This window comes from Rhizobium sp. ERR 1071 (genome assembly GCF_007828675.1).
In the GTDB taxonomy this organism is placed as follows: domain Bacteria; phylum Pseudomonadota; class Alphaproteobacteria; order Rhizobiales; family Rhizobiaceae; genus Rhizobium; species Rhizobium dioscoreae.
Genome location: NZ_VITM01000010.1, coordinates 22,388 through 46,423, shown reverse-complemented (window position 1 = coordinate 46,423; position 24,036 = coordinate 22,388). Strand labels below are relative to the sequence as shown.

Below are 24,036 nucleotides of genomic sequence, written 5' to 3'. Positions count from 1 at the left end.
TTCCACACAAGCGCAATTCGCACAAAGGCGCCGAGCATGGCTCGGCGCCTCCAGGCGAACTTTGCCAAGTGCGCAAACGGAAAGGAGAAAAACATGAGTGTTCGCGATTTGATTCCCTGGAATCGCAACAATGGCAATCAGATTCCGACTATCCTGCGCGATGACGACCGTGATCCCTTCCTGTCGCTTCATCGCGAGGTAAACCGTCTATTTGATAATGTCTTCCGCGGCTTCGGCACCGGCCTGTCATCCTTCGGAAACGGCTCCGTCTTCAGTGCCGGCTGGCCGAACGTCGAGATCTCCGACACTGCCAAGGAGATCAAGGTGACCGCCGAAGTGCCCGGGCTTGAGGAAAACGACATCGAGGTCCTGCTCAACGATGGTGTGCTGACGCTGAAGGGCGAAAAGCGTTCCGAGAACGAGGACAAGGATCGCCAGTTCTCCGAGCGCTATTACGGCCGCTTCGAGCGCCGCATCCCGCTTGACGTCGAGGTCAACGAAGAGCAGGTCGATGCCCGCTTCAAGAATGGCGTGCTGACCGTGACCTTGCCGAAGAGTGAGAAGGCGCAGTCGCAAGTCAAACGCATCGCCATCAAGAGCTGATCGATTCAATCCAGCCGGCGGCTGCCCCGGCGGCCGCCAATAAGGTCCTAATGGATCGAAGCAGCACCACCTACCGAATTCTCGCCGAGCATCTAACCGATGTCGCGCGTGCTCGTGAGACGTGGCTTTTGATCTTTCGATCTCGCACCCGGAAGGTCTCGCCTCATCGTCATATGATAAACTGCCGACAATCATAAGAAGTGTGAGTGATCCGTCCGTAGAAGGAAATCAAACAGGTGACCGTCTGGCTCGACAGCGAGGTCAAGTAAGGAGGATTCCCAATGCACCACGTTTTAGCCGAAATACGTTACGGTGTGCTCGTCCTGAGTTCGTCGACGGTACATCGGAGTTTAAGTTGACCAGAATTCCCTACATCGAGCTTATCCCATGGAACGATATAGCCAGTCGACCGCTGTTCGAATCCGAAGAGCCGTAACATGACGTTGCCAATCGTCGTTGCCGATACTCTTTCCAGAAAGCCAAGAGCTCCAAGGTGATATTCAACAACAAAGAAATCTTCGTCCGCAGCTTCCGCTTTGATCTCTTCCAAGCGTGCGATCGGTTGACCATTTAAGTCGTGAACCTTCATTCCAAGCAGGAGCTCCAGATGTATCTCCGTCATAACAACCCTCCCGGAATGTGCCTGAGAATATGTTGTCTCAACCATTCCTGCTTCTGTTCTAGCGGCGTTTCGCTGTTGTCGATATCAATTTCAATGTCGATGCCCACATCAGTGACCTTCGACCAAGGAATCCGATAGGGGCATTGATCGCGCTCTGCCCGCACCCGTTGGGAAAAGGCAAGCAGCCAGCGATATAGGCGCTGGCTCAGCCTTCGCAGCAATGTCAAATGGCCCATTTCGACAAAGCTGATCTTGAGCCGGTCGTCGTTTTCGGTCGTAAGCACGATACCGTCGACCTTTCCGATACGAGCCTGTCTGCGATCGACCACCTGCTTATCCAGAACGTCGCGCACAAGATACATGTCAGCCTCCCAGGATCTCCAGAGGTGTAGTTACAATCGAAAGCACGAAAGCCATCGCGACGATAAAGATGACCGCGGCATTGCTGATCCACCCGTTTCTGTGCTTCCCTACATAGGTCGGATCGTTCATCAGGATAAGGAAGGGAACCACGCCGAACGGCAGGCTGAGAGCTGAGAGGGCCATCGAAAAGATGGTGATCCGAAGCGGATCCAAGCCGATGACGATTGGGATCATGGCAATCAGAAGGCAGGCTGTGTAGACAAGGCAGAAGGCGGGATTTTCTTTCGGCTTCATGTTTTCCGACCAATTCCATCCGAAGCCTTGTGCGATTAGATAGGCTTGTGCCAGGCTCACCTCGAGGGTCGCGCCCAAACATGTAATCCCGAGCGAGATCGCAAAGAGGCAAAGTCCCCATTTTCCAAAGGCGGGCGTGAGGATCATGGCAATCTGCTCATATCCTTCAATATCCTCAATCCCGTTGGAGGGATAAATCATTGCAGCCAGAACCATCACTGCGGCGGTAATGATCGCGCCGAAACTCATGCCAAGGATCGCGATCGCGCGATTGGCGCCAAAGTAGGTCTTGTCCCATTCGTCTTCGATGGCACCCGAGGAATAGAAGTAAAAGAGATAGGGCGAAATGACAGCGCCCAATATTCCGACGACGATGAAGCTATAATGTAGCGGATCTTTACTCGGCAGCGTCGGCACAAGTCCTTTCGCGATTTCGCCCCAGTGCGGATCCATGACAAGCGCGGCGACGACGAAAGAGAGCGCCAGAAGCCCCAAAGACGATATGCCATTCTCGATAAGGCCGAATGTGCCCCGCCAGAGCAGCAGCCAAGCGGTAAATGTCACCGGCAATGACCACCACGGAAATTTCACGCCAGTCAGGAATTGCAGCGCAAGCGAGATGCCGCCGATTTCGGCGGCAAGAACGAGAAGATTGACGATAAAGACCACGGATGCAGTGAGAAGAAAAATATTGGAGCCGAAGCGATCCCGAATTCCGTCGACGATCGTATAATGGCTCGCGATTGCGAAGCGCCCCGACATTTCAACGAGGAAAATCACACAGATCGTGCCGAGAACAATAGCCCAAAGGGGAGTATAACCATAGGCTGCTCCTGCTTGGGCGGAGGTCGCGATATTTCCCGTTTCAAGAAAACCGCCGATGCTGGTGATGACGCCAAGCGATACCTGCAGCAATTTCTTCAATCTGCTGCTCCTGATTTAGCTCTCAACTCGCTTTCGAAGCTTCGCAAATCGCGAACATATTGGGAAAGCCCATCCGTCCGGCCATTGATGAGCTCGCGATGCGCTGAACCGGTGACCATATTCAACCGGCCGGCGAGGGCAGCCAAATTCTCCGGGAATGTCGGAAGCTCCTTCGATAGGGAGCCGATTTCCTTTGCGCACCGCTCTATCGTTAGGATGGCAAAACTATTCGATACGCGCATTTCCGTTCGCGCGTCCAAGACCATCTCCGCCGTCGCGCTCCATGAGAGCACATCACGAATTTTTCGGTCGCGCTGTTGCTGTTCATCCGAGCAGGACGTTAAGCAGACTAGGAAAAGGGCGACAATAAACAGTTTCACGACCGAGTCCTCGTGGCGTCCCGCGCAGCTCCTTTTCCTCATATAATCGAATAGAGCCGGGTGAGTTCCAACGCAGTGAGGGTTGGTACCGTCATAGAAGCCTTAATCGGGGCGGACGGCTTAGCACCTCGACCACCGCGATGCGTTTGCAAGGACAAGCAGTTCGCGAATACCCCTTACTGATGATCTGTTGTCCGTGCGCTCAGTGGCGGATCAACATCGGTCTTAAATGGGCAATGGAACAACCGCCCGTCGACGGTGTGACTGGCTGATGGACGAGCTACTCGACCGTTTAAGCGCTCAGCGTGACCTGCCTTTGCCACAGACGAAGATATGCCGCGGCCGGATGTATTCTCGTGTTGATTTTGAAATTGACGTGAAGGAATGGGGCTTCGCCGACGTAAGCGGCGACGGCGAATGGCGCGACGAAGAGGAGAGTTGACGATGGCCAATGATCAACGACGGAAATTGAGAGTCGCTGCCGTCGCAGACCTTCATGTCAAGGAAGATCGGGAGCAATCCTATAAGGCGCTTTTTGCCGACATTTGTTCGGTCGCCGATGTCTTGGTCATCGCCGGCGATCTGACCGACCTCGGCAAGCCGAAAGAGGCCGAATTGCTTGCTGCCGACCTGCGCAACTGCACGGTTCCGGTGGTGGCGGTGCTCGGAAATCATGATTATGAAAGCGGTGCCGTCGAGGAGGTAACGTCCATTCTCACGGGCGTTGGCGTGAAGCTTTTGAACGGCCGAGCAGTGGAGATCGACGGAGTTGGCTTCGTCGGCGTGAAAGGTTTTGCCGGAGGGTTTGGACGCTACATGCTGAGTTCCTTCGGAGAGCCCGCCATCAAGGCGATGGTTGCTGAAAGCGTCGATGAAACCATGCGGCTGGAAAACGCCATGCGTCAGGTTCGGGCCAGCCGCTCCATGGTGGTTCTGCACTATGCGCCGATCACGGATACAGTCGTCGGCGAACCGCCGGAAATCTTTCCCTTTCTCGGCTCATCGCGTCTTGCCGAAACGATCGATCGCTTCAAAGTCGATGCAGTCGTCCATGGACACGCGCACCGGGGCAGCTATGAGGGCCGGACCCCCGCAGGAGCACCAGTTTTCAATGTCGCCGCCCACATCGAGAAACCCACGGGCAAGCCTTACGCACTCATCGATCTCTAGAGTGATGCCGAAAAGTGTATGCGGTTTTCGGACGACATCACGCTCTACTTTTTTGATTCTAGAGCGAATTCAGGTTTTAGGTCGACTCGACCTAAAATCATTCGGCTCTAGCGGCAATGCCAGCTGACGCCATGGCCGTCGTCGCCGGCACGGGCGCTAGGGAACAGAAAAGCTTGTCGTTGGTTCTTTGTGGGAAATCGAGGATCTTCATCATGGCTACCCACCCGAGAAACGAACCATCGAAAACAGCCGGCAAACCCGCAGCAGGTGGATGGGGTTCTGCGAAGTCGGTGGGTGGCATTCTCCTTCGGGAGCATATTCCGCTCGCGGGTCCATCCCTTCTGGCGCATCAGAACAAGTCCGACGGCTACATGTGTGTCAGTTGCGCTTGGGGCAAGCCTGCCAAGCCTCATCCGTTGGAATTCTGCGAAAATGGTGCCAAGGCTACCAGTTGGGAATTTACCAACCGGCGCGCCGATCGTGCCTTCTTCGCGGCACATACGCTCACCGAACTTGAAACCTGGCCCGACCATGATCTCGAGGAACAAGGGCGTTTGACGCATCCCATGCGCTGGGATGCGGAAAAGGACAAATACGTACCCATAGCCTGGCATGTGGCTTTTGAGGAGATCGGCCGCGAGTTGAGGGCGCTGTCCCCAGAGCAGGTTGATTTCTATACGTCTGGGCGGGCGTCGCTTGAAACGGCTTACATGTATCAGTTGTTCGCGCGCATATACGGCAGCAATCATTTGCCGGATTCGTCAAACATGTGCCACGAAAGCACATCCGTCGCCCTGCCGGAAAGCATCGGCGCTTCGATCGGTACGGCCATTCTGTCCGATTTCCAAAATTGCGACTGCATCTTCTATCTTGCGCAGAACGTTGGTACGTCCTCGCCGAGAATGCTTCACGACCTGCAGGATGCGGTCAACCGAGGCGTCAAGATCGTCACCTTCAACCCACTTCCCGAGCCGGGGCTGCAGGCGTTTCATCAATCCTCAGATGCCCGGTCAGATGCTCACCGGCAAGGAAACGCCGATTTCCTCGGAATACTACCAGGTCAAGAACGGCGGCGATATCGCCGCGCTTTTCGGAGTGTGCAAGGCGCTGATCGAGGCCGACGATGCTCTGAAAGCATCCGGTACCAGCAAGGTCGCGGGAAGCGATGCGATACCGGACGATCCCTCCGATGCCGGAACGGTCGCCTTTGCCGCAGCGATGGCCGCCGCCGACAAGAAGCATGTCCTTGACCACGATTTCATCCGCCAACATACCGCGGGCTTCGAGGAGTTCGCAGCCGCGACGCGAAACTACGATTGGGCCGAGCTGGAGCGTGTCTCGGGCCTGACGCGGGCCCAGATGCAGCAGGCTGCTTCGACCTATGCCAACTCGAATGCGGTTCTCATGGTCTATGGCATGGGCCTTACGCAGCATGTCATGGGTGTCCAAAACGTACATATGGTCGTTAATCTCGCGCTTCTGCGCGGCAATATCGGTAAGCCGGGGGCCAATATCTGCGCAGTCCGTGGCCATTCGAATGTTCAGGGTCAGCGCACGGTGGGGATCACGGAAAAGCCAGGCCTCGTGCCGCTGGACAAGCTGGCCGCACTTTATCAGTTCGAACCGCCGGAATGGATCGGCCACACCACGGTCGAAACATGCAAAGCGATTCTTGAGGGCGAGACGCGGGCGTTCGTCAGCCTCGGCGGAAATTTTCTGCGAGCCATTCCTGAAACCGTCGCGATGGAGAATGCATGGCGGAAGCTGCGCCTGACCGTCCAGATCGCCACCAAGCTTAATCGAAGCCACGTCATTCATGGCGAAATCGGCTATCTCCTACCGTGCCTCGGCCGCATCGAAATCGATGAACAGGCGAGCGGCCCGCAGGCCGTTTCGATGGAAAGCTCGGTCGCGCATTTTCACGGCTCGCGTGGAAGGGCCAAGCCCGCCAGTCCGGAATTGCTTTCCGAGCCCGCAATCATCGCCGGAATGGCAAAGGCGACGCTTGCCAAGGGCGTCGTGCCATGGGACCGCTGGGTTGCTGACTATTCGACCATCCGCGACGCCATCGAGCAAACCTATCCGGAGACGTTCAAGGACTTCAACGAGCGCATGTTCCATCCTGGCGGCATTCCAAGACCGTTGCCCGCGCGGGAACGTAAATGGGTGACCCCCAACGGCAAGGCCAATTTCATTACGCCTGACCGCCTGTTTCCGGAGTTTTCGCTCGATGCGCAAAGCGACGATGTCCTTCATCTCGCGACGTTGCGCTCCAACGATCAGTTCAACACGACGATTTATGGCTTTAGCGACCGCTATCGCGGTATAGAAGGAACCAGGCGGGTCGTCTTCGTCAGCACAAACGATATAGGGCGCCTAGGCTTCAGTAACGGCGAGGCCGTCGATCTGGTGACCGCGATCGATCGGGAAACGGAGCGGCGGGTTACAGGGTTCACCATTGTTGCCTATGACATGCCGGAAGGATGTTGCTGCGCCTACTACCCGGAAGCCAACCCGCTGTTCCCGTTGAGCCATCATGACGCCAAGGCGAAGACGCCGTCTTACAAGCTGCTGCCCGTGCGCCTTGTCCGCTCTGGCGCGGCTCCGGTTCATTGAATCCCGAACAGGTTGGAATATCAGCCATGCCGTGGGAGGTAAGTAGAGAATTCCTTGATCGCACATTCGTAGCCGTTGTTTTTCTGGTGACCCTCGGCGCGGCCGCGCTCATCGGCGATGCACGAGAAGGGCGACAATATCGAACCGATCCCGCCGTCGGAGCAGCCTTGGCCGAGCTGCGCCTGATGCCAAACGGTATCAGCGGCACTCCGCCGGAAATCTATTTTGCCCTCGGCAAACCCTATGAGACCACCGCTTACGATCTTAGCCAGGGCAAACGGCTCTATTCCTGGTTCGGTTGCGGGGCATGCCATGGCGACGGGCGTGGCGGGATCGGTCCATCTTTCCTGGATGGCTGGTGGCTCTATGGTCCGGAGATGGTGTCGATAGCCGCCTCCATCCGCGATGGCCGGCCGCATGGAATGCCGGCTTTTCGCGACAAGATGACGATTGACGAGATCTGGCAACTCGCAGGCTACGTCCAGACGATCGGCGCATATAAGGCCAAGACCACCGCGCCGAGCCGCAATGACGATAAGCAGACCCGCCCGGCGGAAAACCGCGCGCCGGCGGCAATTCTGTTCGACGAGGGCCCTGCCGGACCGAACGCTGTACAGGAGCCACCCCATTGAAAGCGGGCGCTGCCGTTTTCCTGCTCCTGTCCGCCATCCTAATTGCAGGATGCAACGGCGCTCAGTCCGCCCTGAATGCCGAGGGGGCCGCGGCCGTTCAGCTCAAGCATCTCATCATCGGGATTGTGGTGGTCTGCTGTGCCGTGTGGACGCTCATCATGATCGTCCTGGTCCTCGCATTGCTGCGCGCCAGGACCCCGCGGGAAAGTCCAAACTCCCAGACTGAGCGGCGGATGGGTAAGCTGGTGACGGCGGCCGTCGCGGCGACTGTTGTCATCATCGCGGGTTTGACGATTGCGAGCTTCCATGCAACGCGCGGCCTCGGCATGTCCGAGGATGCCGGTCTTACGATCAAGGTTCGCGGCCAGCAATGGTGGTGGCAATTCATCTATGATGATGTCGATCCGACCAAGTCCTTTCAGACGGCCAATGAGATGCATATCCCGGTTGGTGTCGATATTCGCATCGAGCTTGAAAGCCTGGATGTCATTCATTCCTTCTGGGTACCGAGCCTCGCCGGTAAGCGCGACCTCATTCCCGGCCGGCAGAACGTCATATCCATACGAGCGGAACGGCCAGGTGTCTATCGCGGTCAATGCGCGGAATTCTGCGGGCTTCAGCACAGCCATATGGCGCTGTTCGTCATCGCGGAGGACATGGCCGCCTATCAGCGCTGGGCCGCCGCCCAGAAGGCCAATAGCGTATCGCCGGCCCATCCAGAGGCTGCGGCCGGCAAGGCTCTCTTCATGCGCAAGCCTTGCGCGGCTTGCCATACCATACGCGGAACCGAGGCATCGGGATCGACGGGGCCGGACCTGACCCATGTCGGCAGTCGCCAGACGATCGCGGCAGGGTTGCTCGATAATACCCGCGGTTCACTTGCCGCCTGGATCGCCGATCCGCAGACCTTGAAACCGGGAAACAACATGCCGATGGTTCCACTTTCCAGTGACGAGCTGCGGCAGCTTTCCGCCTATATGGAAAGTCTGCGATGACGGCGGACGACAAACCGACACAACCGACGGATTTGATGTTCGAGGACGGCGAGCTCGAACGGCGGCTTGCGCGGACCTGGATGACGCCGACTGGTGTCTGGGGTGCCCTCACGACAGTCGATCACAAGATCGTCGGCCGCCGTTACATCGTTACCGCATTCGTTTTTCTCGCCTTGGGCGGGCTGCTCGCGCTCGCAATGCGGCTGCAGTTGGCGCAGCCGGAGGCGCGTTTCATCGGCCCGGACCGCTACAATCAGATTTTCACCATGCATGGCTCAAACATGATGTTCCTGTTTGCCGTGCCGGTCATGGAAGCCATGGCGGTCTATCTCGTGCCGCTCATGGTCGGCACCCGCAATATCGCTTTTCCGCGCCTGAATGCCTTTTCCTATTGGATCTATCTCGCCGGCGGTCTGTTGTTGTGGATCTCGTTTGCGCTCGATACCGCGCCCGATGTCGGATGGTTTGCCTATGTGCCCTTGTCCGGTCCGCAATATGGCGCGGGCAAGCGCGCCGACCTCTGGGCGCAGATGATCACTTTCACGGAAGTCGCGGCCTTAGCCGTCGCGGTGGAAATCGTCGTCACCGTCTTCAAGCAGCGTGCGCCGGGCATGTCGCTCGACCGCATTCCGCTGTTCGTCTGGTCGATGCTCGTCACGGCCTTCCTCGTTATCATGGCCATGCCGGCAATCATGCTCGCCAGCTCGACGCTGATCCTCGATCGTCTGGTGGGGACGCATTTCTACAATCCCGCGGAGGGCGGCGATGCGCTGCTATGGCAGCATCTGTTCTGGTTCTTCGGCCATCCCGAGGTCTATATCATCTTCCTGCCAGCCGTCGGCATGGTGTCGACGATAACGGCAACCTTCTCGCGCCGCCCCGTATTCGGCTATCTTCCGCTTGTCATGGCCCTGATCGCAACCGGAATCCTGGCTTTCGGCCTTTGGGTGCATCATATGTTCGTTGTCGGCCTGCCGAAGCTCGGCGAGAGCTTCTTCACCGCCTCCAGCATGGCGATTGCCATTCCCGCCGGCATCCAGATATTTTGCTGGCTGGCGACGCTATGGAGCGGACGACCTGTCTTCAAGACACCACTGTTGTTCGTCATCGGTTTTATCGTGACCTTCGTCGTCGGTGGGCTGACCGGGGTGATGGTCGCCTCGGTTCCGTTCGATACCCAGGTGCACGACACCTATTTCGTCGTCGCACACTTCCATTACGTCCTGGTCGGCGGCGCCGTTTTTCCCTTGCTCGGCGCCATCTATTACTGGTTTCCCAAGATGACTGGACGGATGATGAGCGAGACGCTCGGCCGCTGGGCGTTCGGGCTGATCTTTGCCGGCTTCAACCTGACCTTCTTTCCAATGCATATTCTCGGGCTCGAGGGCATGCCGCGGCGCATCTACACCTATCAGCCGGAAATGCCCTGGGCCGGCATGAACATGTTCGTGAGCTTCAGCTCCCTTATCCTTTCACTGGGATTCCTCGTCTTCTTCATCGATGTCATCCGTAGCGCTCGGTCCGGGCAGATTGCCGGTGAGAATCCATGGAATGCCTCGACGCTTGAATGGGCGACATCGTCACCGCCGCCATGCTTCAATTTCCGCCATATCCCGGTCGTCGACGCTTGTGATCCCCTGTGGTCGCAGCCGGATGAACTCGCGGTTGCCGGCGGGTTGCGCACCGACCGGCGCGAATTGATCGTCAGCAGCGTCGTCGAAGCGCGGCCGGAAGCAAGCGAGTCCTCGCCACGAAATTCGATCTGGCCGCTCCTGGCGGCTCTCGCCACCACGGTGATGCTGATCTGGTCGATCTTCTCGCCTTGGGCGGTCATTTGGGGATCAATTCCGATCGGGATCGCCTTGACTGGCTGGTTCTGGCCGAAGCAGACGCCGGAGGATGAATCATGAAGGAGCGTGTCGTCCTCGATGTTTCAAGGCTGCCGCCTCATGGCATGGGGAGGGCAAGCCCGACCTGGTGGGGAACCTGTGCCTTCATGCTCATAGAAGGGTCCGGCTTCGCATTGGCGATCGCGATCTATTTCTACTTGATGAGCCTCGCCCCGCACTGGCCAATCGACGCGCCGGCGCCGGGCCTCGTTCCTGGAACGACCCTGACCGCGATATTGCTGGCAAGCGTCGTGCCGAACATTCTCGTGTCTCGCTGGGCACGGCAACGAGATCTACACAAGGTGCGGATCGGGCTTATCGTCATGTCGGTGCTCGGGGCGGTGCCGCTGATCCTGCGCGGATTCGAATTCGCCGTCCTCAACATACGCTGGGACGATAATGCGTATGGCTCGATCATTTGGACCATGCTGGGGCTGCATACGACCCACATCGTCACGGATCTCATCGATACGCTGGTACTGACCGGCCTGATGTTTTCGAGGCATGCCGATAATCCGCGCCGCTTCGGCGATGTCGAAGATAATGCAATGTACTGGAACTTTGTCGTGGTGGCGTGGATTCCCTTGTACGCATGCATTTACTGGGTGCCACGTCTATGATGGCCACGGCGGCAAAATATGGGGGTTTGATCCTTGCCCCGCTTGTATGGGCCGGCAATACCCAGCTTGGCCAGATGCTCCCCTATGTCGATTGCAGCCGGCATTCGCATTGGTCCGTCCTGACATCTTCCGTCTCAATTCTACTTGCGTTGGCGAGCGCGGCGATAGCGCGGGCCGGTTCTACGCCCGAGGAGGCGCGAACGGGGCTGTTCCTCCGCCATCTCAGTGTCCTCGTCGGGCTCGCCATCGCCTTCGCGCTTTTCCTGCAGGGAGGAGCCGCGTGGCTCTTGAACGTATGCGAGCATTAGCCGCCCTCATGATCCTGCTGATGACGGGGCGGGAGGCTGCCGCCCATGGCGCGGAAGCGCATCTCTTTCATTCGGTCTGGACGATCGACCCGTGGATCGTGACACCGTTAGCGGTCGCGGCTTTTCTTTACGGCCGAGGTTGGTGGAGGCTGAGGCGACGCGCTCGAACGAGCAGACCCCTCGTGGCGAAGCGTGCCCTTTGTTATTGGGCCGGCTGGGTGACGCTTGCCGTTGCGCTGCTGTCTCCGTTGCGCTGGCTCGGAGAGCAGCTTTTTACCTTTCACATGATCGAGCACGAAATCATCATGGCGATCTCCGCTCCGGTGATCGTCATCGCGCGAGCGGCAGGCATGCTTCTCTGGGGACTGCCGGATCGGCTGAGGCGCTGGACGGGGAGGGCGATGAGGCGGAGCTCCGTGCGGATCGTCTGGCGCTGGCTCAGCGGAGGAACCAATGCCACCCTATTGCATGCTGTCGCCATATGGGCGTGGCATGCGCCGATCCTGTTCGATGCCGCCGTTGGCGATGTCACGCTGCATCGCCTCCAGCATCTGAGCTTCTTCGGCACCGCTATCCTATTCTGGTGGTCGATCTTCTGGCGCAGCAATCACGGCGTCGCGGCGTGGCACCTGTTCCTGACCATGCTGCACACTGGAGCACTCGGTGCGCTGATGGCACTTGCGCCGCGCGTCCTTTATGTCGCGCAGACGCATGCTGCGGAAACATGGGGGCTTACGCCGCTCGAGGATCAGCAGCTCGCGGGAATGGTCATGTGGATTCCAGCCGGGACGATTTATGCCGGCGCCGCACTCGCGATGGCAGCCCTATGGATCGCGAATGCCGGCAAGGGAGCGGGTCATGTCCCACGCATCCGCCCTTTATAGATCTCGCGGCATCTGGCTGGGTGCGGCAGCCATTGCAGTGCTTTGCGCTCTGATTGGCGCGAACATGGCGAAGACTTCGCGGCAGCGCCTGCAGGTGGCACGCGTACTGACCGAAGGCGGGGATCCCTCCCGCGCACCGCCGATCTTTCGTCGATATGGGTGCACCGGATGCCATCAAATCCCCGGCATAGCCGGTGCCGATGGTCAGGTGGGCGGGACTTTGGAGGGTCTTCAAAAACGGGTCTATATCGGCGGCGTCGTCAACAATACGGGGGATAACCTCGTTCATTGGATCGTGTCGCCGCAGGATTTTTCGCCCAATTCCGCGATGCCAAAAACAGGGATCTCGCAAGCCGAGGCCCGGGATGTCGCCGCCTATCTCTACACCCATTGATCCCATTTAAGGATGCGGTGTCGGCCGAGGAGGCAGGGTCTTGATGTAGCGCCCGATGGCATCGCGATCGCTTTGCGGCAATATCGCCATGTTGGTGACGACCTCGGCCATAGACGAGCCGACGCGGCCATGGTTTGGCGTGTTGCCGCTCTTCAGCATTTCCGCGATGTCGGCTTCGGACCAATTTCCGATCCGGCTCGGCGTGATATTGGGAACGAAGCCGGTGTCTTCAGGGTCGGTACCGCCGGCAAACCGTGTTTCTGGCTTTATCGCACCGAACATATTGCGCGACGAGTGGCATTCCGCGCAGTGGCCCAGGGTCTCGACCAGATAGCGGCCACGAGCCAGGACAGGATCGGTGCTGGCGGGTCCTTGCGTCTGCCCTTCACGGAAGAACAGCAATTTCCAAAAGCCCAGCAGGCGGCGCATGCGGAATGGGAAGAACAGATCATGCGCGGGCGGGCGGCCGGAAACCGGAGCCAACGTCCTCAGATAGGCCCTTAGATCGCTGATGTCCTCGAGCCGCATACCCGTATAGCTTGGATAGGGAAATACCGGATAGTAGTGCTGATATCGCGGCGAAACACCGCCAATCAACGCGTTGGCGAGATCGACGGTGCTCCATTTTCCGATGCCATCAACGGGATCGGATGAAATATTGGGTGCACGAAATGTGCCGAAAGGCGATGCAAGTGCGAGACCGCCGCCTAATTTCAGACGATCCTTCTGGCCTGTGGTGGCGTGGCAGGACGCGCAGTCGCCGGCGGCGAATATAAGCTGGCCCCGCGCCGGATCGCCGTTGTCTTGAAGGCGAGGACCACCCGTCGCAAAAGGCATGGCAGGTTCCGTCACGAACCAGATCACGGGGGCGGCCAGCAGGGCGGCCAGGCACAGCCAAGTCAGAATGCGCATGCGTTTTATCGACCGATTCGGTGGAGCGCGAAAGATCGCGCTCTCATAGAACTGCCCATTGGGCTATCCGTTCCGTTTATGGGCGGCCGGCTCTAAAGATTATCGATAGTCAATCGCGCATGTCCCTTCCATTGGTTCCGTGCCTAAGTGGTGATCTTCAGAAGGTTTCCTCGCGCAAGGGCAAGCAGCAGGGCGGAAGTGTGAATGGCTTGGCAGATTCCACCCGTCAGGGCTTTGTTTACCGCTTCCATCAAAGGCAGCTGACGCAGTACGACACGCTCTGAAGGATCGTTCATCTGCGCTTGGCTCTCCGTCAGCCCGGTCGCTAAAACGATGTGGCTGTAGTTGGTTTGCATCGCCGGATTGGGTGCAAGGCGCCCACAATATTGCCAATGGCGAGCCTCGAAGCCCGTCTCTTCAAGAAGTTCACGCTTAGCCGCTTCCAAAGGCGTTTCGCCCGCGTCTATTCCTCCACCGGGAACTTCGAGCGATATGATATTCAGTCCGTGGCGGTATTGCTCCAGCAACAAGACTGAACTGTCGTCACCAATTGCGACGACGTGCACCCAGTCAGGGTATGAAAGCACGTAGTAGGGAGAGATCAGGTGACCTTCACTGGTTACGCAGTCGTCGGCTCTCACGTCGATCCACCGATCCTTTAGGATCTGCCGCGATGATTGGATCGTCCATGGCTTCAGTTCCATTGTCATTTCCCTCCGTTGACGCCATTTGGCCAGAAATTGGCAAAAGAATGTGCCGATCCCACTACCTGACGTCAATTTTGCACTCACTCAACGCGCGTCGGCGATAAAGGTGCCGCGGATGGTGGGAAAATGTCTTGCGCTGAGATTGGTCACGTCGAGATTCCTTGGGGTTGGAGTGACCGGAACGTGAAATCAGATAACGTGAAATCAGATGAAGTGGAGCTTTTGTCGAAAAAGCAACCACGGAGTGAATCATGCATCGTTTCCTTTCGGGTTCATTGCTGAGCGTGATGGTCGAGGCGCGGCACTGGAAAGGCGGGAACCAATTCGATTGCAAGGCGGTTAGGGAACACGGATGCAGGAACTAACGAGGAATGTCATGTCGAATGTTTCGAGAACAGGCACCGACGACGTCAATAATGCAACCAGTAGAACAACCTTCGGGCGATCGGTCGAGAGCCAGAGTCAGCTTCGGGATGCGGCAACCATTGCTTCAGCAACCGATGTCGGCGAGGTTCTGAATATCTACCGGTTGGAACCCATCGCCGCTCCGGAAGATCCGCATTGGGACAACGCCCGCGATCATGGCGCGGTTGTCGTGGCGGCTAGGACTGCAGGCGACGCGCGCATCGTGGCGGCGGGCAATGAGCTTGACTTTATGGAAGTCGATGCGGCCCCTGCCGAAGATGTGACGACCAGCAATGCGAGCGCATTTCGCGATGACAAGCTTTATACCGTGATCGAGATTGCTCGCGGCCGAACCGACCTCAAACGCGGCGTGCTGGAAGGCGAGGTGTCTGTCGATACGATTCTTCCCACGCAAATCGATCGCTGATCATTTGACCTGAAAGGAATCGCAGCGCTACGAAAACGGCGGCGCGCTGAACTCCGCAAGACGACATTTTGGATGGAACAATGCCTGACGTTGTAAGTTCGGTGAGCCGCAACGGAGAGGACGATCCAGAATGCGCGGCTTGGAAAATCCAAAATCGGCGTCCGCTCGCGGATGGCACGGCGCGACTTTTTGCCTATTGAGTTTTGGCCTCTCCTCATGTTCCGTGGCGGTACTGAACCCGGTCGGCCCCGTAGGCGCCGGTGATGCCTCGATTCTGATCAACGCCACAGTGATCATGCTCGCCATAGTGGTTCCGACCATCCTGCTGGCGTTCTGGATGGCATGGCGTTATCGCGCCTCTAATCCCCGAGCGGAATATCTCCCTTATTGGTCCTATTCCGGACGCATCGAGGCGGTCGTCTGGTCGATTCCAATCCTGACGATCATGTTTATTGGCGGTCTGATCTGGATCGGGTCGCACAGGCTCGACCCGTTCAGGCCGCTATCATCGAGCAAGCCACCTCTCGAGGTGCAGGTCGTATCGCTCGATTGGAAATGGCTTTTCATCTATCCAAAAAACGGGATTGCCACCGTCAATCAAGTCGTGATCCCGACTGGCACGCCGGTACACTTTTCGATCACGTCGGCGAGCGTCTTCAACGCGTTTTTCGTGCCTCGGCTTGGGTCGATGATCTACGCCATGCCTGGCATGATTTCGCAACTGCACCTTCAGTCGGATGAATCCGCTCGCCTGCGGGGCATATCCGCTCAGTTTTCCGGCGACGGTTTCTCGGACATGGAGTTCGAGGTCAGAAGCGTTCCGGATGCAGAGTTTGAAACCTGGATGAAGAGCACTCAGGCGACCGATCTTCCTCTCGATCGGGATGAGTATGGCAAGCTCTTACAGCAGAGCGAGCGCGTTCAGCCTGTGGCCTATCGGCTGGCGGATCCCGGGCTTTTCGATGCCATTGTTCAACAGACGATTCCGCCAGGTCCCGGTCCCGAGGCCGAGTCCCCACAACATGCGGGTCGCGAGACTTCTACTGGCGGAAAGGATTGAACATGTTGGGAAAACTCGGGCTCTCGGCGATTCCCCTGTCTCAGCCGATCCCGCTGATCACCTCCATCGCCGTCATCCTCATCGCCATTGTGGTCTTGATTCTGGTCACCGTAAGAGGATGGTGGCCCTATTTATGGCGAGAGTGGATCACAAGCGTCGATCACAAGCGCATCGGCATTATGTATTGTCTGCTCGGTGTCGTCATGCTCATCCGTGGCTTCGCCGATGCGATCATGATGCGCACCCAGCAGGCGGTCGCGATCGATGCCCCCGGTTACCTGCCGCCCGAACATTATAATCAGATATTCACTGCGCATGGAACGATCATGATCCTGTTCGGTGCCATGCCCCTCGTCTTGGGATTTATGAATTTCCTCGTGCCGCTGCAGCTCGGCGTCCGTGACGTTGCCTTCCCGACATTCAACTCGGTTGGGTTCTGGCTGACGGCCAGCGGTGCGCTGCTGGTCAATGTGTCGCTCTTCATCGGCGAGTTCGCCCGCACCGGATGGCTGCCATACCCGCCTCTCAGCGAGACGAGCTATACGCCAGGCGTAGGCGTCGATTACTATCTTTGGGCCGTGCAGATTTCCGGCATAGGGACCCTGATGACCGGCATCAATATCGTCACGACGATATTGAAGATGCGGTGCCAGGGGATGAGCTATCTCAGAATGCCGGTCTTCTGCTGGACCGCGCTGGCTTCCTGTCTGCTGATCGTGGCAGCCTTTCCGATCCTAACGGCGACGCTCGCCATGTTGACGCTCGATCGCTATGTGGGATGGCATTATTTCACAAATACGGCGGGCGGAAATCCGATGATGTTTGTGAACCTGATATGGGCGTGGGGTCATCCGGAAGTCTACATCCTCGTCCTGCCCGCCTTCGGCATCTTTTCCGAAGTCTTTTCGACCTTTTCCGGCAAGCCGCTATTTGGCTACCGCTCGATGGTGGCGGCGACGATGTTCATTTGCATCGTTTCGATGCTGGTATGGCTGCACCACTTCTTCACGATGGGGGCTGGCGCCGCGGTCAACACCTTCTTCGGCATCTCCTCCAGCATCATCGCCGTCGGCACCGGCGTCAAAATCTACAACTGGATCTTTACGATGTATGGCGGAAGGGTTCGTTTCGAAGTGCCGATGCTTTGGTCGATGGGCTTCATCTTCACTTTCACCATAGGCGGGTTGACGGGTGTCCTGCTCGCCATACCGCCAGCGGATTTCCTGACGCATAATTCCATGTTTCTGGTGGCGCATTTTCACAACGTCATCATTGGCGGTGTCGTGTTCGGCGTTTTCGCGGGGATGGAATTCTGGTTTCCGAAAGCATTCGGTTTCCGGCTCCATGCAGGTTGGGGCAAAGCAGCTTTCTGGCTGGCTTTCGCGGGGTTTTGGGTGACCTTTACGCCCCTTTACGTTCTCGGACTCGATGGAATGACACGGCGGCTGCAGCACATCGACGTTCCCGAATGGGCGCCCTGGCTTTACGTCTCCGTCGTCGGTGTCGGCATTCTTGTCCTGGGGGTCATCGCACAGGTCATTCAATTGATCGTCAGCATTCGCCAGCGGGAAAAGCTGCGGGATATCACCGGAGATCCGTGGGATGGTCGTTCTCTTGAATGGGCAACCCCGTCGCCGCCGCCGTTCTTCAACTTCGCCGTCATGCCGAATGTCGAGGGGGAGGAGGCCTATTGGGGTATCAAACTTCGCGCCGTGGAATCACAGCAACTATCGCCCGAACCGGATTATGAGCCTATCGAGATGCCGGTAAACAGTCCCGTTGGAATCTATACAGCCTTTTTCGCCACGATCTTCGGTTTCGCGATGATCTGGTACATCTGGTGGCTTGCCATCGTGGCGCTCGTGGCGGCCTTCATTGGCTTCGTGGTCTTCGCATGGCGCGACGTTCATGAATTCGAGGTTTCGGCCGACGAGGTCGCGCGCGTCGACCGTGTCCGGCGCTCCGCTCGCGAGGCGATGCTCGCGCGAATCTCAGAACAGGGAGTATTGCCATGACGGATACCGGGCTGCCGGCGAGCGTCGAAGCCATCCGGCGCCTTCGCGAAGATCCGCATCGTCTGGGCCACCGTGCTCATGGCCCGGGGGAGCCCGCGGTGGGAACTGGCCAGGGCGCTACCGGCCCCGCGGACAAGCGAATTCTTGTCGGCTACGGATTCTGGATCTATCTGCTGAGCGACATCATCATTTTCGCGTGTTTCTTCGCCGCATTCGCCGTGCAAAGGGGGGCGACGGCCGGCGGGCCGGTGATTACCGATATCGTCGATGTGCAACGCGTGGGATTCGAAACCGCGGCGCTGCTATTGTCGAGTTACACCTGCATGCTGTCGTTTGCGGCGACAAATGCGCGCAATAAGCTGTGGACGCTTATATTTCTGCTTCTGACAGGCCTGCTGGGATTGATGTTCGTTCTTCTTGAGCTATGGGAATTCATCGAACTATCCGATCGCGGCTTCACGCCGCAACGCAGCGCAATGCTCACTTCCTTCTATGGGCTGGTCGGACTGCATGGACTGCACGTCACGCTCGGCGGCGTGTGGCTGGCCACGATGATGGCCCAGGTCTTTATAAAAGGATTTCGCCGCGAGATCATTCATCGATTGATCTGCTTCAATCTCTTCTGGCATGCACTTGATATCGTCTGGATCGGCATTTTCACGATCGTCTATCTGATGGGAGTTCGCTAATGAGTACCTCCGACACCGACACGGACATATATGATAATAGGCGGAATTTGCGGGACGACCATGCGCCCGGTGACGAGCCACCGGAAGAAAGCGGCCACTGGGTGTTGAACGCAAACTTGGGCCTGGGATTTTCTATCATTCTGACGGCTGCTTCCTTCTTGCTGGCCACTTCCAACATTGTTTACGGGCCGGCAATTCCGGTAGCGCTTATCGTACTCGCAATTGCGCAAATGGGCGTGCATCTGGTGTTCTTTCTGCATATCACCACTGGCCCCGACAACACAAACAACGTCCTCGCACTGGCATTCGGCATATTGGTCGTCGTGCTGATCGTTCTCGGTTCAATCTGGATCATGGACCATCTGAAGCAAAACATGATGCCCATGCCCATGGATCAAATGATGAATATGCAGCCATGAGTATTTGGATCATGCAACCGAAAGCTGCGTGATGCCGCATCACAATGCTTGCCAAGTAGGGACAGGCAGTGAAGGAGCTTCAATATGTCACCGAAGTGCTTCGCTCTTCTATTTGCGATCTGCATTTCGCTGACGGCCGGATATATGCTCAGCTTCATATGGCTTTCCGCTGCGACAGCCTACTAGATTTTCGTCGGTTCATGCGGAAGCCTGTCTTATTCCTTTGTGCCTGGCTTACTCCGATCGTTCTTGGAAATGCGCACGCCCGATTTACCAATCGGCGTCACCAGATCTTTTTCAAGGACGGTTGGGGCCATACCCTCTTGCTCACTCGATTGCTGGATCGGAGCGGGATTGTCCGATGTCGCTTTCCGGGAAGGAATGTTCGGACCGCCGAACTTTGTTTCTTTGCCTGTCATGATGCAGCCTTTCCTTGGAAATGAACCTTACTGCGAAAGAGCCGCAAAGTTCCACGAGATCGGAGGGACGAGAGGTATTTGCCGGTCGCACGGAACTTCCGCCGATTTCGCCGCTTAGACGGAAATGATATCTTTCATGCGATTGTTTCGTAACGAACTGACAACCCTTAGACGCTCCCCGGTCATGACCGCGCGGGTCCGGGCGGTTTCGCAATGAAGCACCAGGAGAGCGATGGATCCCCAACTAGGCAACGTCATGAAGGAATGAGCCTGCTCGGCCGCGGTCTCATTTCTGGAGCGGCCGACGACGATCCCTCGGCAATCGGCACCTATGCCAGCGCCGGAGCACGCTTCGGTCTCGGGATGCTCTGGACCGCGCCCGTTACGCTGCCGATGATGTTCACGGTCGTGTACCTTTCATCGAAGCTCGGGCAGGTAACCGGACGTGGACTATTTCAAGTCATCCATGACAATTATCCCCGATGGTTTCTTTATCTGGCGCTGGCCGGAGTCGTTATCGGCAATACGATCGAGGCTGCCGCCGACCTGGGCGGAATGGCGGCGGCCGTCAACCTTTTCGTGCCGCTTTCCGTTCCCCTTATCGTTGCCGTGATGGCAGTCATTCTGCTCTGTCTACAAGTGATGGGCTCCTACATTCTCATTCGCCGAATTTTTCGCTGGCTGGCCCTCAGTTTGCTGGCCTATACAGGCGCGGCTATATTAGCGAAACCGGACTGGATGGCCGTTCTTAAGGGCTCGCTCATTCCATCCATCGAATTTAACGAGGAATTTCTTTCGATCATCGTGGCGATCATCGGCACTACGCTGTCGGCGTATCTCTACACCTGGCAATCCAATGAAGAGGTCGAGGAAAAAATCGCCGAGGGAAAGACTTCGGTGAAAGCCAGACGAGGCGTCAGCAGCTCGAAACTGGCTCGTTCCCGCAACGAAATCCTTGTCGGAATGACGTTCTCCAACCTGGTCATGTACTTCATCATTATGGCGACCGGCGCGACGCTGCATGTTCAGGGGCACATGGATATCCAAACGGCCGCGCAGGCGGCCGAAGCGCTAAAGCCAATCGCCGGACAGGCCGCCGGATATTTGTTTGCGGCTGGAATCATATCGGTCGGATTTCTGGCGGTTCCCGTCATGACGACGGGAGCGGCCTATGACCTCGCCCAGTCAATGGGCATCAAGGGCAGCCTGAACGCCAGTGCCCGCGAGGCGCCGGGATTTTACGTCATCATCACAGCGGTAACGTTGATCGCGGTCGCGATGAACTTCATTGGCATAAATCCGATGAAAGCCTTGGTATGGTCCGGCGTGGTTCAGGGATTTTCTACTCCGCCTCTCTTGCTATTGCTGCTGTTCATGACGAACAACAAGTTGATCATGGGCGAGCATGTGAATTCACGTCTTATGAATGTCGCCGGCTGGCTGACAGTCCTGGCCATTTTCTCGGCCAGTGCCGGGCTCGTGGTGACATGGATCATATAGGATGGGCGATGGAGCAGGCATCCGCCTGCCAATGGAAAGAATAAGCTCCTCACATCCGGCAGAAGATCTGACCTTGAAGGCTCAGATTGGCGCGCATGGATGCAACGCGACGCTCCGCGTCGGCCAGATCATAGGCCCAGAAACTGATGCCGAACGTCCGTCCATCGATATGGTAATCGGCCAGGAAACGGAACATGGTACGCCCGTTACGATCACTTGTACGGAATTCGGGTTCAGGGTCGCGATCCAATCGACGGACCTGCGGAAGCTGGATCACGTTCATTATCGAAACTCCTGTGGCTCATGCGCTTTCTCCGGCGATCCCGTGGTGATATCCAGCGGCCCTCGTCGGTCCATTTTCAAACTTCCGGAGACAATCGTTGTTCCCGCGGCGAGCGGCAGTTTGTAGAGGGCATCGGTAGAATGGTCGGAGGTACGATCTGCTCCTTTCAAGCGATCCTTGGTTCTTGCAGGCTCTTGCAAAGGTGGAGAAAGCGAAAGCGCGGCCGGTCTTGCAGCGTGGCAAATCATCAGGGCCGGCAATAGGCCGTGCCGTCGGTGGCTCTTGCCGGATGATCGACATATCGGCCGTCCGCTGGCGCGGCAATATCCCAGAAATTGGTCGCCAGCGTATCGAGGGCTGCGCGCAAGCCGGCCCCGCCCAGCGCCGGGCCATGACCGCTGATCAATCGTTCCGGCTTGAGACTAGCAATCTGCTTTGCTGATTGTTCCGATGCCTGCCAGTCGATCGTCAGATAACGAGGCGGACCATGCAGTCTGGGAGCCTGCGTCACTACATCGTAGACGGATTCCTGGCCGGTCGTGATGACGGCATCACCGGCGACGAGGGTGCGATCTCTTTCGCGCCAAAGGGAGATATGTCCCGGTGTATGGCCGGGTGTATGCAGCCATGACCATTGGGAAGCGAAAGGTACGGTGCCGTCGGCAGGCAGGCTTTGAAGCATGCCGCCGAGGTTGGAGGGGCCGCGCGGCAGCAGGGGCGACATGAGCGCAAAGCTTCCGCCACCAACCCATGGGTCTGCAGGCGGATAAGACGCACGTCCATCCAGGTAAGGATGCTCGAGCGGATGGGCGTAGACCGGCACATCCCAAAAAGCGGCCAAGCGTTCGACAGATCCGGCGTGGTCAATATGTCCGTGAGTCATGATAATGGCAGCGGGCCGGGAGGTCGCACCGAAGCGGCGCGCCGCAGCTGCCAAGATCCGATCCTGTGACGATGGCAAACCGGTATCGATGAGGAGCCAGTTGCTATCCGGCACAGGCTTGCCCAGAAAAACCGCATTGACGATGGAGAGCTTCAGGTAGGCCACATCATCGCAGATTTTCCGCGTTCCATCCTCGTTTTCGACTTCGATGACATCGCTATCGCTGAGATGCAGTTGGTCATCCATATCCCGCACTCCGTTGCGAGCCAAATCGTCTCCGAACCACCCATCAATCACTTCGAGATCGATTGTGTTTCACCTTCGGATGAGCGGATGAAAATACAGCCATGCCGTAGCCATCCACTCATCCCGGTAGCCTTTTTACTTTGGAAGTTCCTTGGCCATTTGCAGATGCTGCTCGAGTTTCGGCCTCGTATTGGCGGCCCAGGTCTTCAGACTTGCATCCTCGCCGCCGTTTCCATAGCGTTTGAAAAGATCAACCGCATTCGCATGAGCTGAACGCTGGTCCGCGTCGTAGCGTTTGACAAAGTCATTTCCCTGCATTTTCTGCAGCCGCGCCAGCATCTTCTTCTGGCTTGAACTCATCTCCGTTGGCAGTGTCGCCTTGACCTTTCCACTGTTGACGAGATCTTTCAGCTCATTCGTTGTCTTTTGGTGATCATCAATCATTTGCTGAGCGAATTTTTTCGTTTGATCATTGCCTCGCTGCAGCGCGAGCTTGCTCGATTCAATTTCAAACATATCGCTGCTGGCGGCTTCATTGACAAAGTCTTGGGTATTTGGCGCCGCCCCCACGAGCGAATTAACACCTGTCTTTTCCGCTGTTGATTGAGAATATGCTGGCGCCGCTGCCAGCGCTACCGCAATAGTGACGATCGCGAGCTTCATGCTGGTCTCCTTTTCAGATCTACCTTTATGGAATCCAAGTATCTTCCGTTTCACTGGGTTTCCTGCTGTTTGAAGTCACGCGGCGGCTACCGCGCGTTGGAAAAGATGATGGTACCGTTCAGTATCCATTCGGCGAGTGTCAGCAACGCGATGATCAAAAGCGCAAGTACGATCAGGTATCCCGCCCGCCGTTTTCTGCTCTTCTGTTGAGGACTGTCGTTTGCGGACACAATCGGATCCGTTTCGAGAGAATTTTTCTCATCATCATTCCGCATCTCTTCTCCTTCAAGATGTTGCAACGCAACTATCGCAGGCAAGGAATGTTCCCGGGTCGGAACAATAAATCTGTGCCGTGTGTCGATGCCGGTTCCGCAGCCCAGAGGGAACAATCGACAGAAATGGAAGTTGGATGTTCCAAAGGTGCTTTCGCCGCGGTCCACCCTCATCGGATGGTCAAGGTAAAGCACTGCCGTCCTGGCAAATTGATGGAGATGCATGATGGCTCACGCAGGAAAAAAGCACTTCTCCCGCGGATCGAAAGGCAAAGGTGACGCGTCAGGCGCTGCTACGACACTTGAGGAAGGGAAGGTCGGGAAAAATGCCGTTCTGTCCAACCGTGACAAGGCACAACATTCGAGGGAACGAGGTCTCGACAGCCGCGGCGTTCAGACAGAACAATATCGCGATCACGTCAGCAATCGCCGCTGAGCAATA

At 57.2% G+C, this 24,036-nt stretch carries 27 protein-coding genes and 1 pseudogene; 17 read left to right on the top strand and 11 right to left on the bottom strand.

What is annotated here, in order from left to right:
- Positions 1 to 93: 93 nt before the first annotated feature.
- A complete protein-coding gene (locus FBZ99_RS26135; protein WP_145635677.1) occupies positions 94 to 603 on the top strand; it encodes an Hsp20/alpha crystallin family protein in 510 nt (169 codons plus the stop codon).
- Between the two features lie 307 nt (positions 604 to 910).
- Here FBZ99_RS26135 and FBZ99_RS26130 read toward each other — a convergent pair whose 3' ends face one another.
- Genes FBZ99_RS26130 through FBZ99_RS26115 form a run of 4 tightly spaced genes read right to left on the bottom strand, consistent with a single transcriptional unit; the run spans position 911 to position 3,186 of the window.
- Positions 911 to 1,225: a PRC-barrel domain containing protein gene (locus tag FBZ99_RS26130; protein ID WP_145635675.1), complete on the bottom strand. Its 315-nt coding sequence runs from the start codon at positions 1,223 to 1,225 to the stop codon at positions 911 to 913.
- Positions 1,222 to 1,587, bottom strand: coding sequence for a hypothetical protein (locus FBZ99_RS26125; RefSeq protein WP_145635672.1), 366 nt, complete (start codon positions 1,585 to 1,587; stop codon positions 1,222 to 1,224). Before FBZ99_RS26125 ends, FBZ99_RS26130 begins: the two co-directional genes overlap by 4 nt.
- Position 1,588: 1 nt before the next feature.
- Entirely contained in the window at positions 1,589 to 2,806 is a 1,218-nt protein-coding gene (locus tag FBZ99_RS26120) for an Nramp family divalent metal transporter (protein WP_145635670.1), read from the bottom strand.
- Entirely contained in the window at positions 2,803 to 3,186 is a 384-nt protein-coding gene (locus tag FBZ99_RS26115; RefSeq protein ID WP_145635668.1) for a hypothetical protein, read from the bottom strand. Before FBZ99_RS26115 ends, FBZ99_RS26120 begins: the two co-directional genes overlap by 4 nt.
- A 271-nt stretch (positions 3,187 to 3,457) precedes the next feature.
- Between FBZ99_RS26115 and FBZ99_RS26110 the strand changes: the two genes are divergently transcribed.
- The 9 genes and pseudogenes from FBZ99_RS26110 (at position 3,458) to FBZ99_RS26070 (ending at position 12,694) form a co-directional block, all read left to right on the top strand.
- The gene (locus tag FBZ99_RS26110) at positions 3,458 to 3,628 is read left to right on the top strand and encodes a hypothetical protein (RefSeq protein ID WP_186450362.1); all 171 of its coding nucleotides are present in this window, start codon (positions 3,458 to 3,460) and stop codon (positions 3,626 to 3,628) included.
- 2 nt (positions 3,629 to 3,630) lie between these two features.
- Positions 3,631 to 4,356, top strand: a complete 726-nt coding sequence (locus tag FBZ99_RS26105; RefSeq protein ID WP_113353024.1) for a metallophosphoesterase family protein — start codon at positions 3,631 to 3,633, stop codon at positions 4,354 to 4,356.
- A gap of 212 nt (positions 4,357 to 4,568) precedes the next feature.
- Positions 4,569 to 6,972: pseudogene (locus FBZ99_RS26100) on the top strand (FdhF/YdeP family oxidoreductase).
- A 26-nt stretch (positions 6,973 to 6,998) separates the two neighbouring features.
- Positions 6,999 to 7,604 carry a c-type cytochrome gene (locus FBZ99_RS26095; protein ID WP_113421116.1) on the top strand — a complete coding sequence of 202 codons (606 nt, stop codon included), beginning with the start codon at positions 6,999 to 7,001 and terminating at the stop codon, positions 7,602 to 7,604.
- A complete protein-coding gene (coxB, locus tag FBZ99_RS26090) occupies positions 7,601 to 8,599 on the top strand; it encodes a cytochrome c oxidase subunit II (RefSeq protein ID WP_145635665.1) in 999 nt (332 codons plus the stop codon). Before FBZ99_RS26095 ends, coxB begins: the two co-directional genes overlap by 4 nt.
- The gene (gene ctaD, locus FBZ99_RS26085) at positions 8,596 to 10,509 is read left to right on the top strand and encodes a cytochrome c oxidase subunit I (protein ID WP_113353027.1); all 1,914 of its coding nucleotides are present in this window, start codon (positions 8,596 to 8,598) and stop codon (positions 10,507 to 10,509) included. The genes coxB and ctaD overlap by 4 nt, the downstream gene beginning before the upstream one ends.
- Positions 10,506 to 11,108, top strand: coding sequence for a cytochrome c oxidase subunit 3 (locus tag FBZ99_RS26080; protein ID WP_145635663.1), 603 nt, complete (start codon positions 10,506 to 10,508; stop codon positions 11,106 to 11,108). The genes ctaD and FBZ99_RS26080 overlap by 4 nt, the downstream gene beginning before the upstream one ends.
- A 295-nt stretch (positions 11,109 to 11,403) precedes the next feature.
- A complete protein-coding gene (locus FBZ99_RS26075) occupies positions 11,404 to 12,300 on the top strand; it encodes a cytochrome c oxidase assembly protein (RefSeq protein ID WP_145635838.1) in 897 nt (298 codons plus the stop codon).
- Positions 12,275 to 12,694 carry a c-type cytochrome gene (locus tag FBZ99_RS26070; protein ID WP_113353031.1) on the top strand — a complete coding sequence of 140 codons (420 nt, stop codon included), beginning with the start codon at positions 12,275 to 12,277 and terminating at the stop codon, positions 12,692 to 12,694. The genes FBZ99_RS26075 and FBZ99_RS26070 overlap by 26 nt, the downstream gene beginning before the upstream one ends.
- Positions 12,695 to 12,700: 6 nt before the next feature.
- Here the strand turns inward: FBZ99_RS26070 and FBZ99_RS26065 are convergent, their stop codons facing one another.
- On the bottom strand, positions 12,701 to 13,606 hold the full coding sequence (locus FBZ99_RS26065) for a c-type cytochrome (protein ID WP_145635662.1): 906 nt from the start codon (positions 13,604 to 13,606) through the stop codon (positions 12,701 to 12,703).
- A 143-nt stretch (positions 13,607 to 13,749) separates the two neighbouring features.
- Entirely contained in the window at positions 13,750 to 14,310 is a 561-nt protein-coding gene (locus tag FBZ99_RS26060) for an NUDIX hydrolase (protein ID WP_113353033.1), read from the bottom strand.
- 379 nt (positions 14,311 to 14,689) lie between these two features.
- On the opposite strand from FBZ99_RS26060, the gene FBZ99_RS26055 reads away from it, so the two are divergent.
- The 5 genes from FBZ99_RS26055 (at position 14,690) to cyoD (ending at position 19,328) form a co-directional block, all read left to right on the top strand.
- On the top strand, positions 14,690 to 15,145 hold the full coding sequence (locus FBZ99_RS26055; RefSeq protein ID WP_113353034.1) for a hypothetical protein: 456 nt from the start codon (positions 14,690 to 14,692) through the stop codon (positions 15,143 to 15,145).
- 130 nt (positions 15,146 to 15,275) lie between these two features.
- Positions 15,276 to 16,205, top strand: a complete 930-nt coding sequence (gene cyoA / locus FBZ99_RS26050; RefSeq protein WP_113421110.1) for a ubiquinol oxidase subunit II — start codon at positions 15,276 to 15,278, stop codon at positions 16,203 to 16,205.
- Positions 16,206 to 16,207: 2 nt separating this feature from the next.
- Positions 16,208 to 18,220, top strand: a complete 2,013-nt coding sequence (locus FBZ99_RS26045; RefSeq protein WP_145635660.1) for a cbb3-type cytochrome c oxidase subunit I — start codon at positions 16,208 to 16,210, stop codon at positions 18,218 to 18,220.
- Positions 18,217 to 18,909, top strand: a complete 693-nt coding sequence (locus FBZ99_RS26040; protein ID WP_145635657.1) for a cytochrome c oxidase subunit 3 — start codon at positions 18,217 to 18,219, stop codon at positions 18,907 to 18,909. Before FBZ99_RS26045 ends, FBZ99_RS26040 begins: the two co-directional genes overlap by 4 nt.
- Complete coding sequence (cyoD, locus tag FBZ99_RS26035; RefSeq protein ID WP_145635655.1) at positions 18,909 to 19,328, top strand: cytochrome o ubiquinol oxidase subunit IV; 420 nt, start codon at positions 18,909 to 18,911, stop codon at positions 19,326 to 19,328. The genes FBZ99_RS26040 and cyoD overlap by 1 nt, the downstream gene beginning before the upstream one ends.
- Positions 19,329 to 19,543: 215 nt before the next feature.
- Here the strand turns inward: cyoD and FBZ99_RS26030 are convergent, their stop codons facing one another.
- Positions 19,544 to 19,747: a hypothetical protein gene (locus tag FBZ99_RS26030; RefSeq protein WP_113353038.1), complete on the bottom strand. Its 204-nt coding sequence runs from the start codon at positions 19,745 to 19,747 to the stop codon at positions 19,544 to 19,546.
- A 264-nt stretch (positions 19,748 to 20,011) separates the two neighbouring features.
- On the opposite strand from FBZ99_RS26030, the gene FBZ99_RS26025 reads away from it, so the two are divergent.
- Positions 20,012 to 21,247: an NRAMP family divalent metal transporter gene (locus tag FBZ99_RS26025; RefSeq protein ID WP_246661204.1), complete on the top strand. Its 1,236-nt coding sequence runs from the start codon at positions 20,012 to 20,014 to the stop codon at positions 21,245 to 21,247.
- A gap of 49 nt (positions 21,248 to 21,296) precedes the next feature.
- Here FBZ99_RS26025 and FBZ99_RS26020 read toward each other — a convergent pair whose 3' ends face one another.
- The 4 genes from FBZ99_RS26020 to FBZ99_RS26005 all read right to left on the bottom strand — a co-directional run bounded on the left by FBZ99_RS26020 (position 21,297) and on the right by FBZ99_RS26005 (position 23,819).
- Positions 21,297 to 21,530 (bottom strand): hypothetical protein, encoded by a 234-nt coding sequence (locus FBZ99_RS26020; protein WP_113421108.1) that lies wholly within the window; start codon positions 21,528 to 21,530, stop codon positions 21,297 to 21,299.
- A 247-nt stretch (positions 21,531 to 21,777) separates the two neighbouring features.
- Entirely contained in the window at positions 21,778 to 22,659 is an 882-nt protein-coding gene (locus FBZ99_RS26015) for an MBL fold metallo-hydrolase (RefSeq protein WP_145635651.1), read from the bottom strand.
- Positions 22,660 to 22,794: 135 nt separating this feature from the next.
- Positions 22,795 to 23,322 (bottom strand): DUF4142 domain-containing protein, encoded by a 528-nt coding sequence (locus tag FBZ99_RS26010; protein ID WP_113353042.1) that lies wholly within the window; start codon positions 23,320 to 23,322, stop codon positions 22,795 to 22,797.
- Between the two features lie 86 nt (positions 23,323 to 23,408).
- Entirely contained in the window at positions 23,409 to 23,819 is a 411-nt protein-coding gene (locus FBZ99_RS26005; protein ID WP_145635649.1) for a hypothetical protein, read from the bottom strand.
- A 1-nt stretch (position 23,820) separates the two neighbouring features.
- On the opposite strand from FBZ99_RS26005, the gene FBZ99_RS33640 reads away from it, so the two are divergent.
- Complete coding sequence (locus FBZ99_RS33640; protein WP_145635835.1) at positions 23,821 to 24,030, top strand: hypothetical protein; 210 nt, start codon at positions 23,821 to 23,823, stop codon at positions 24,028 to 24,030.
- Positions 24,031 to 24,036 lie beyond the last annotated feature (6 nt).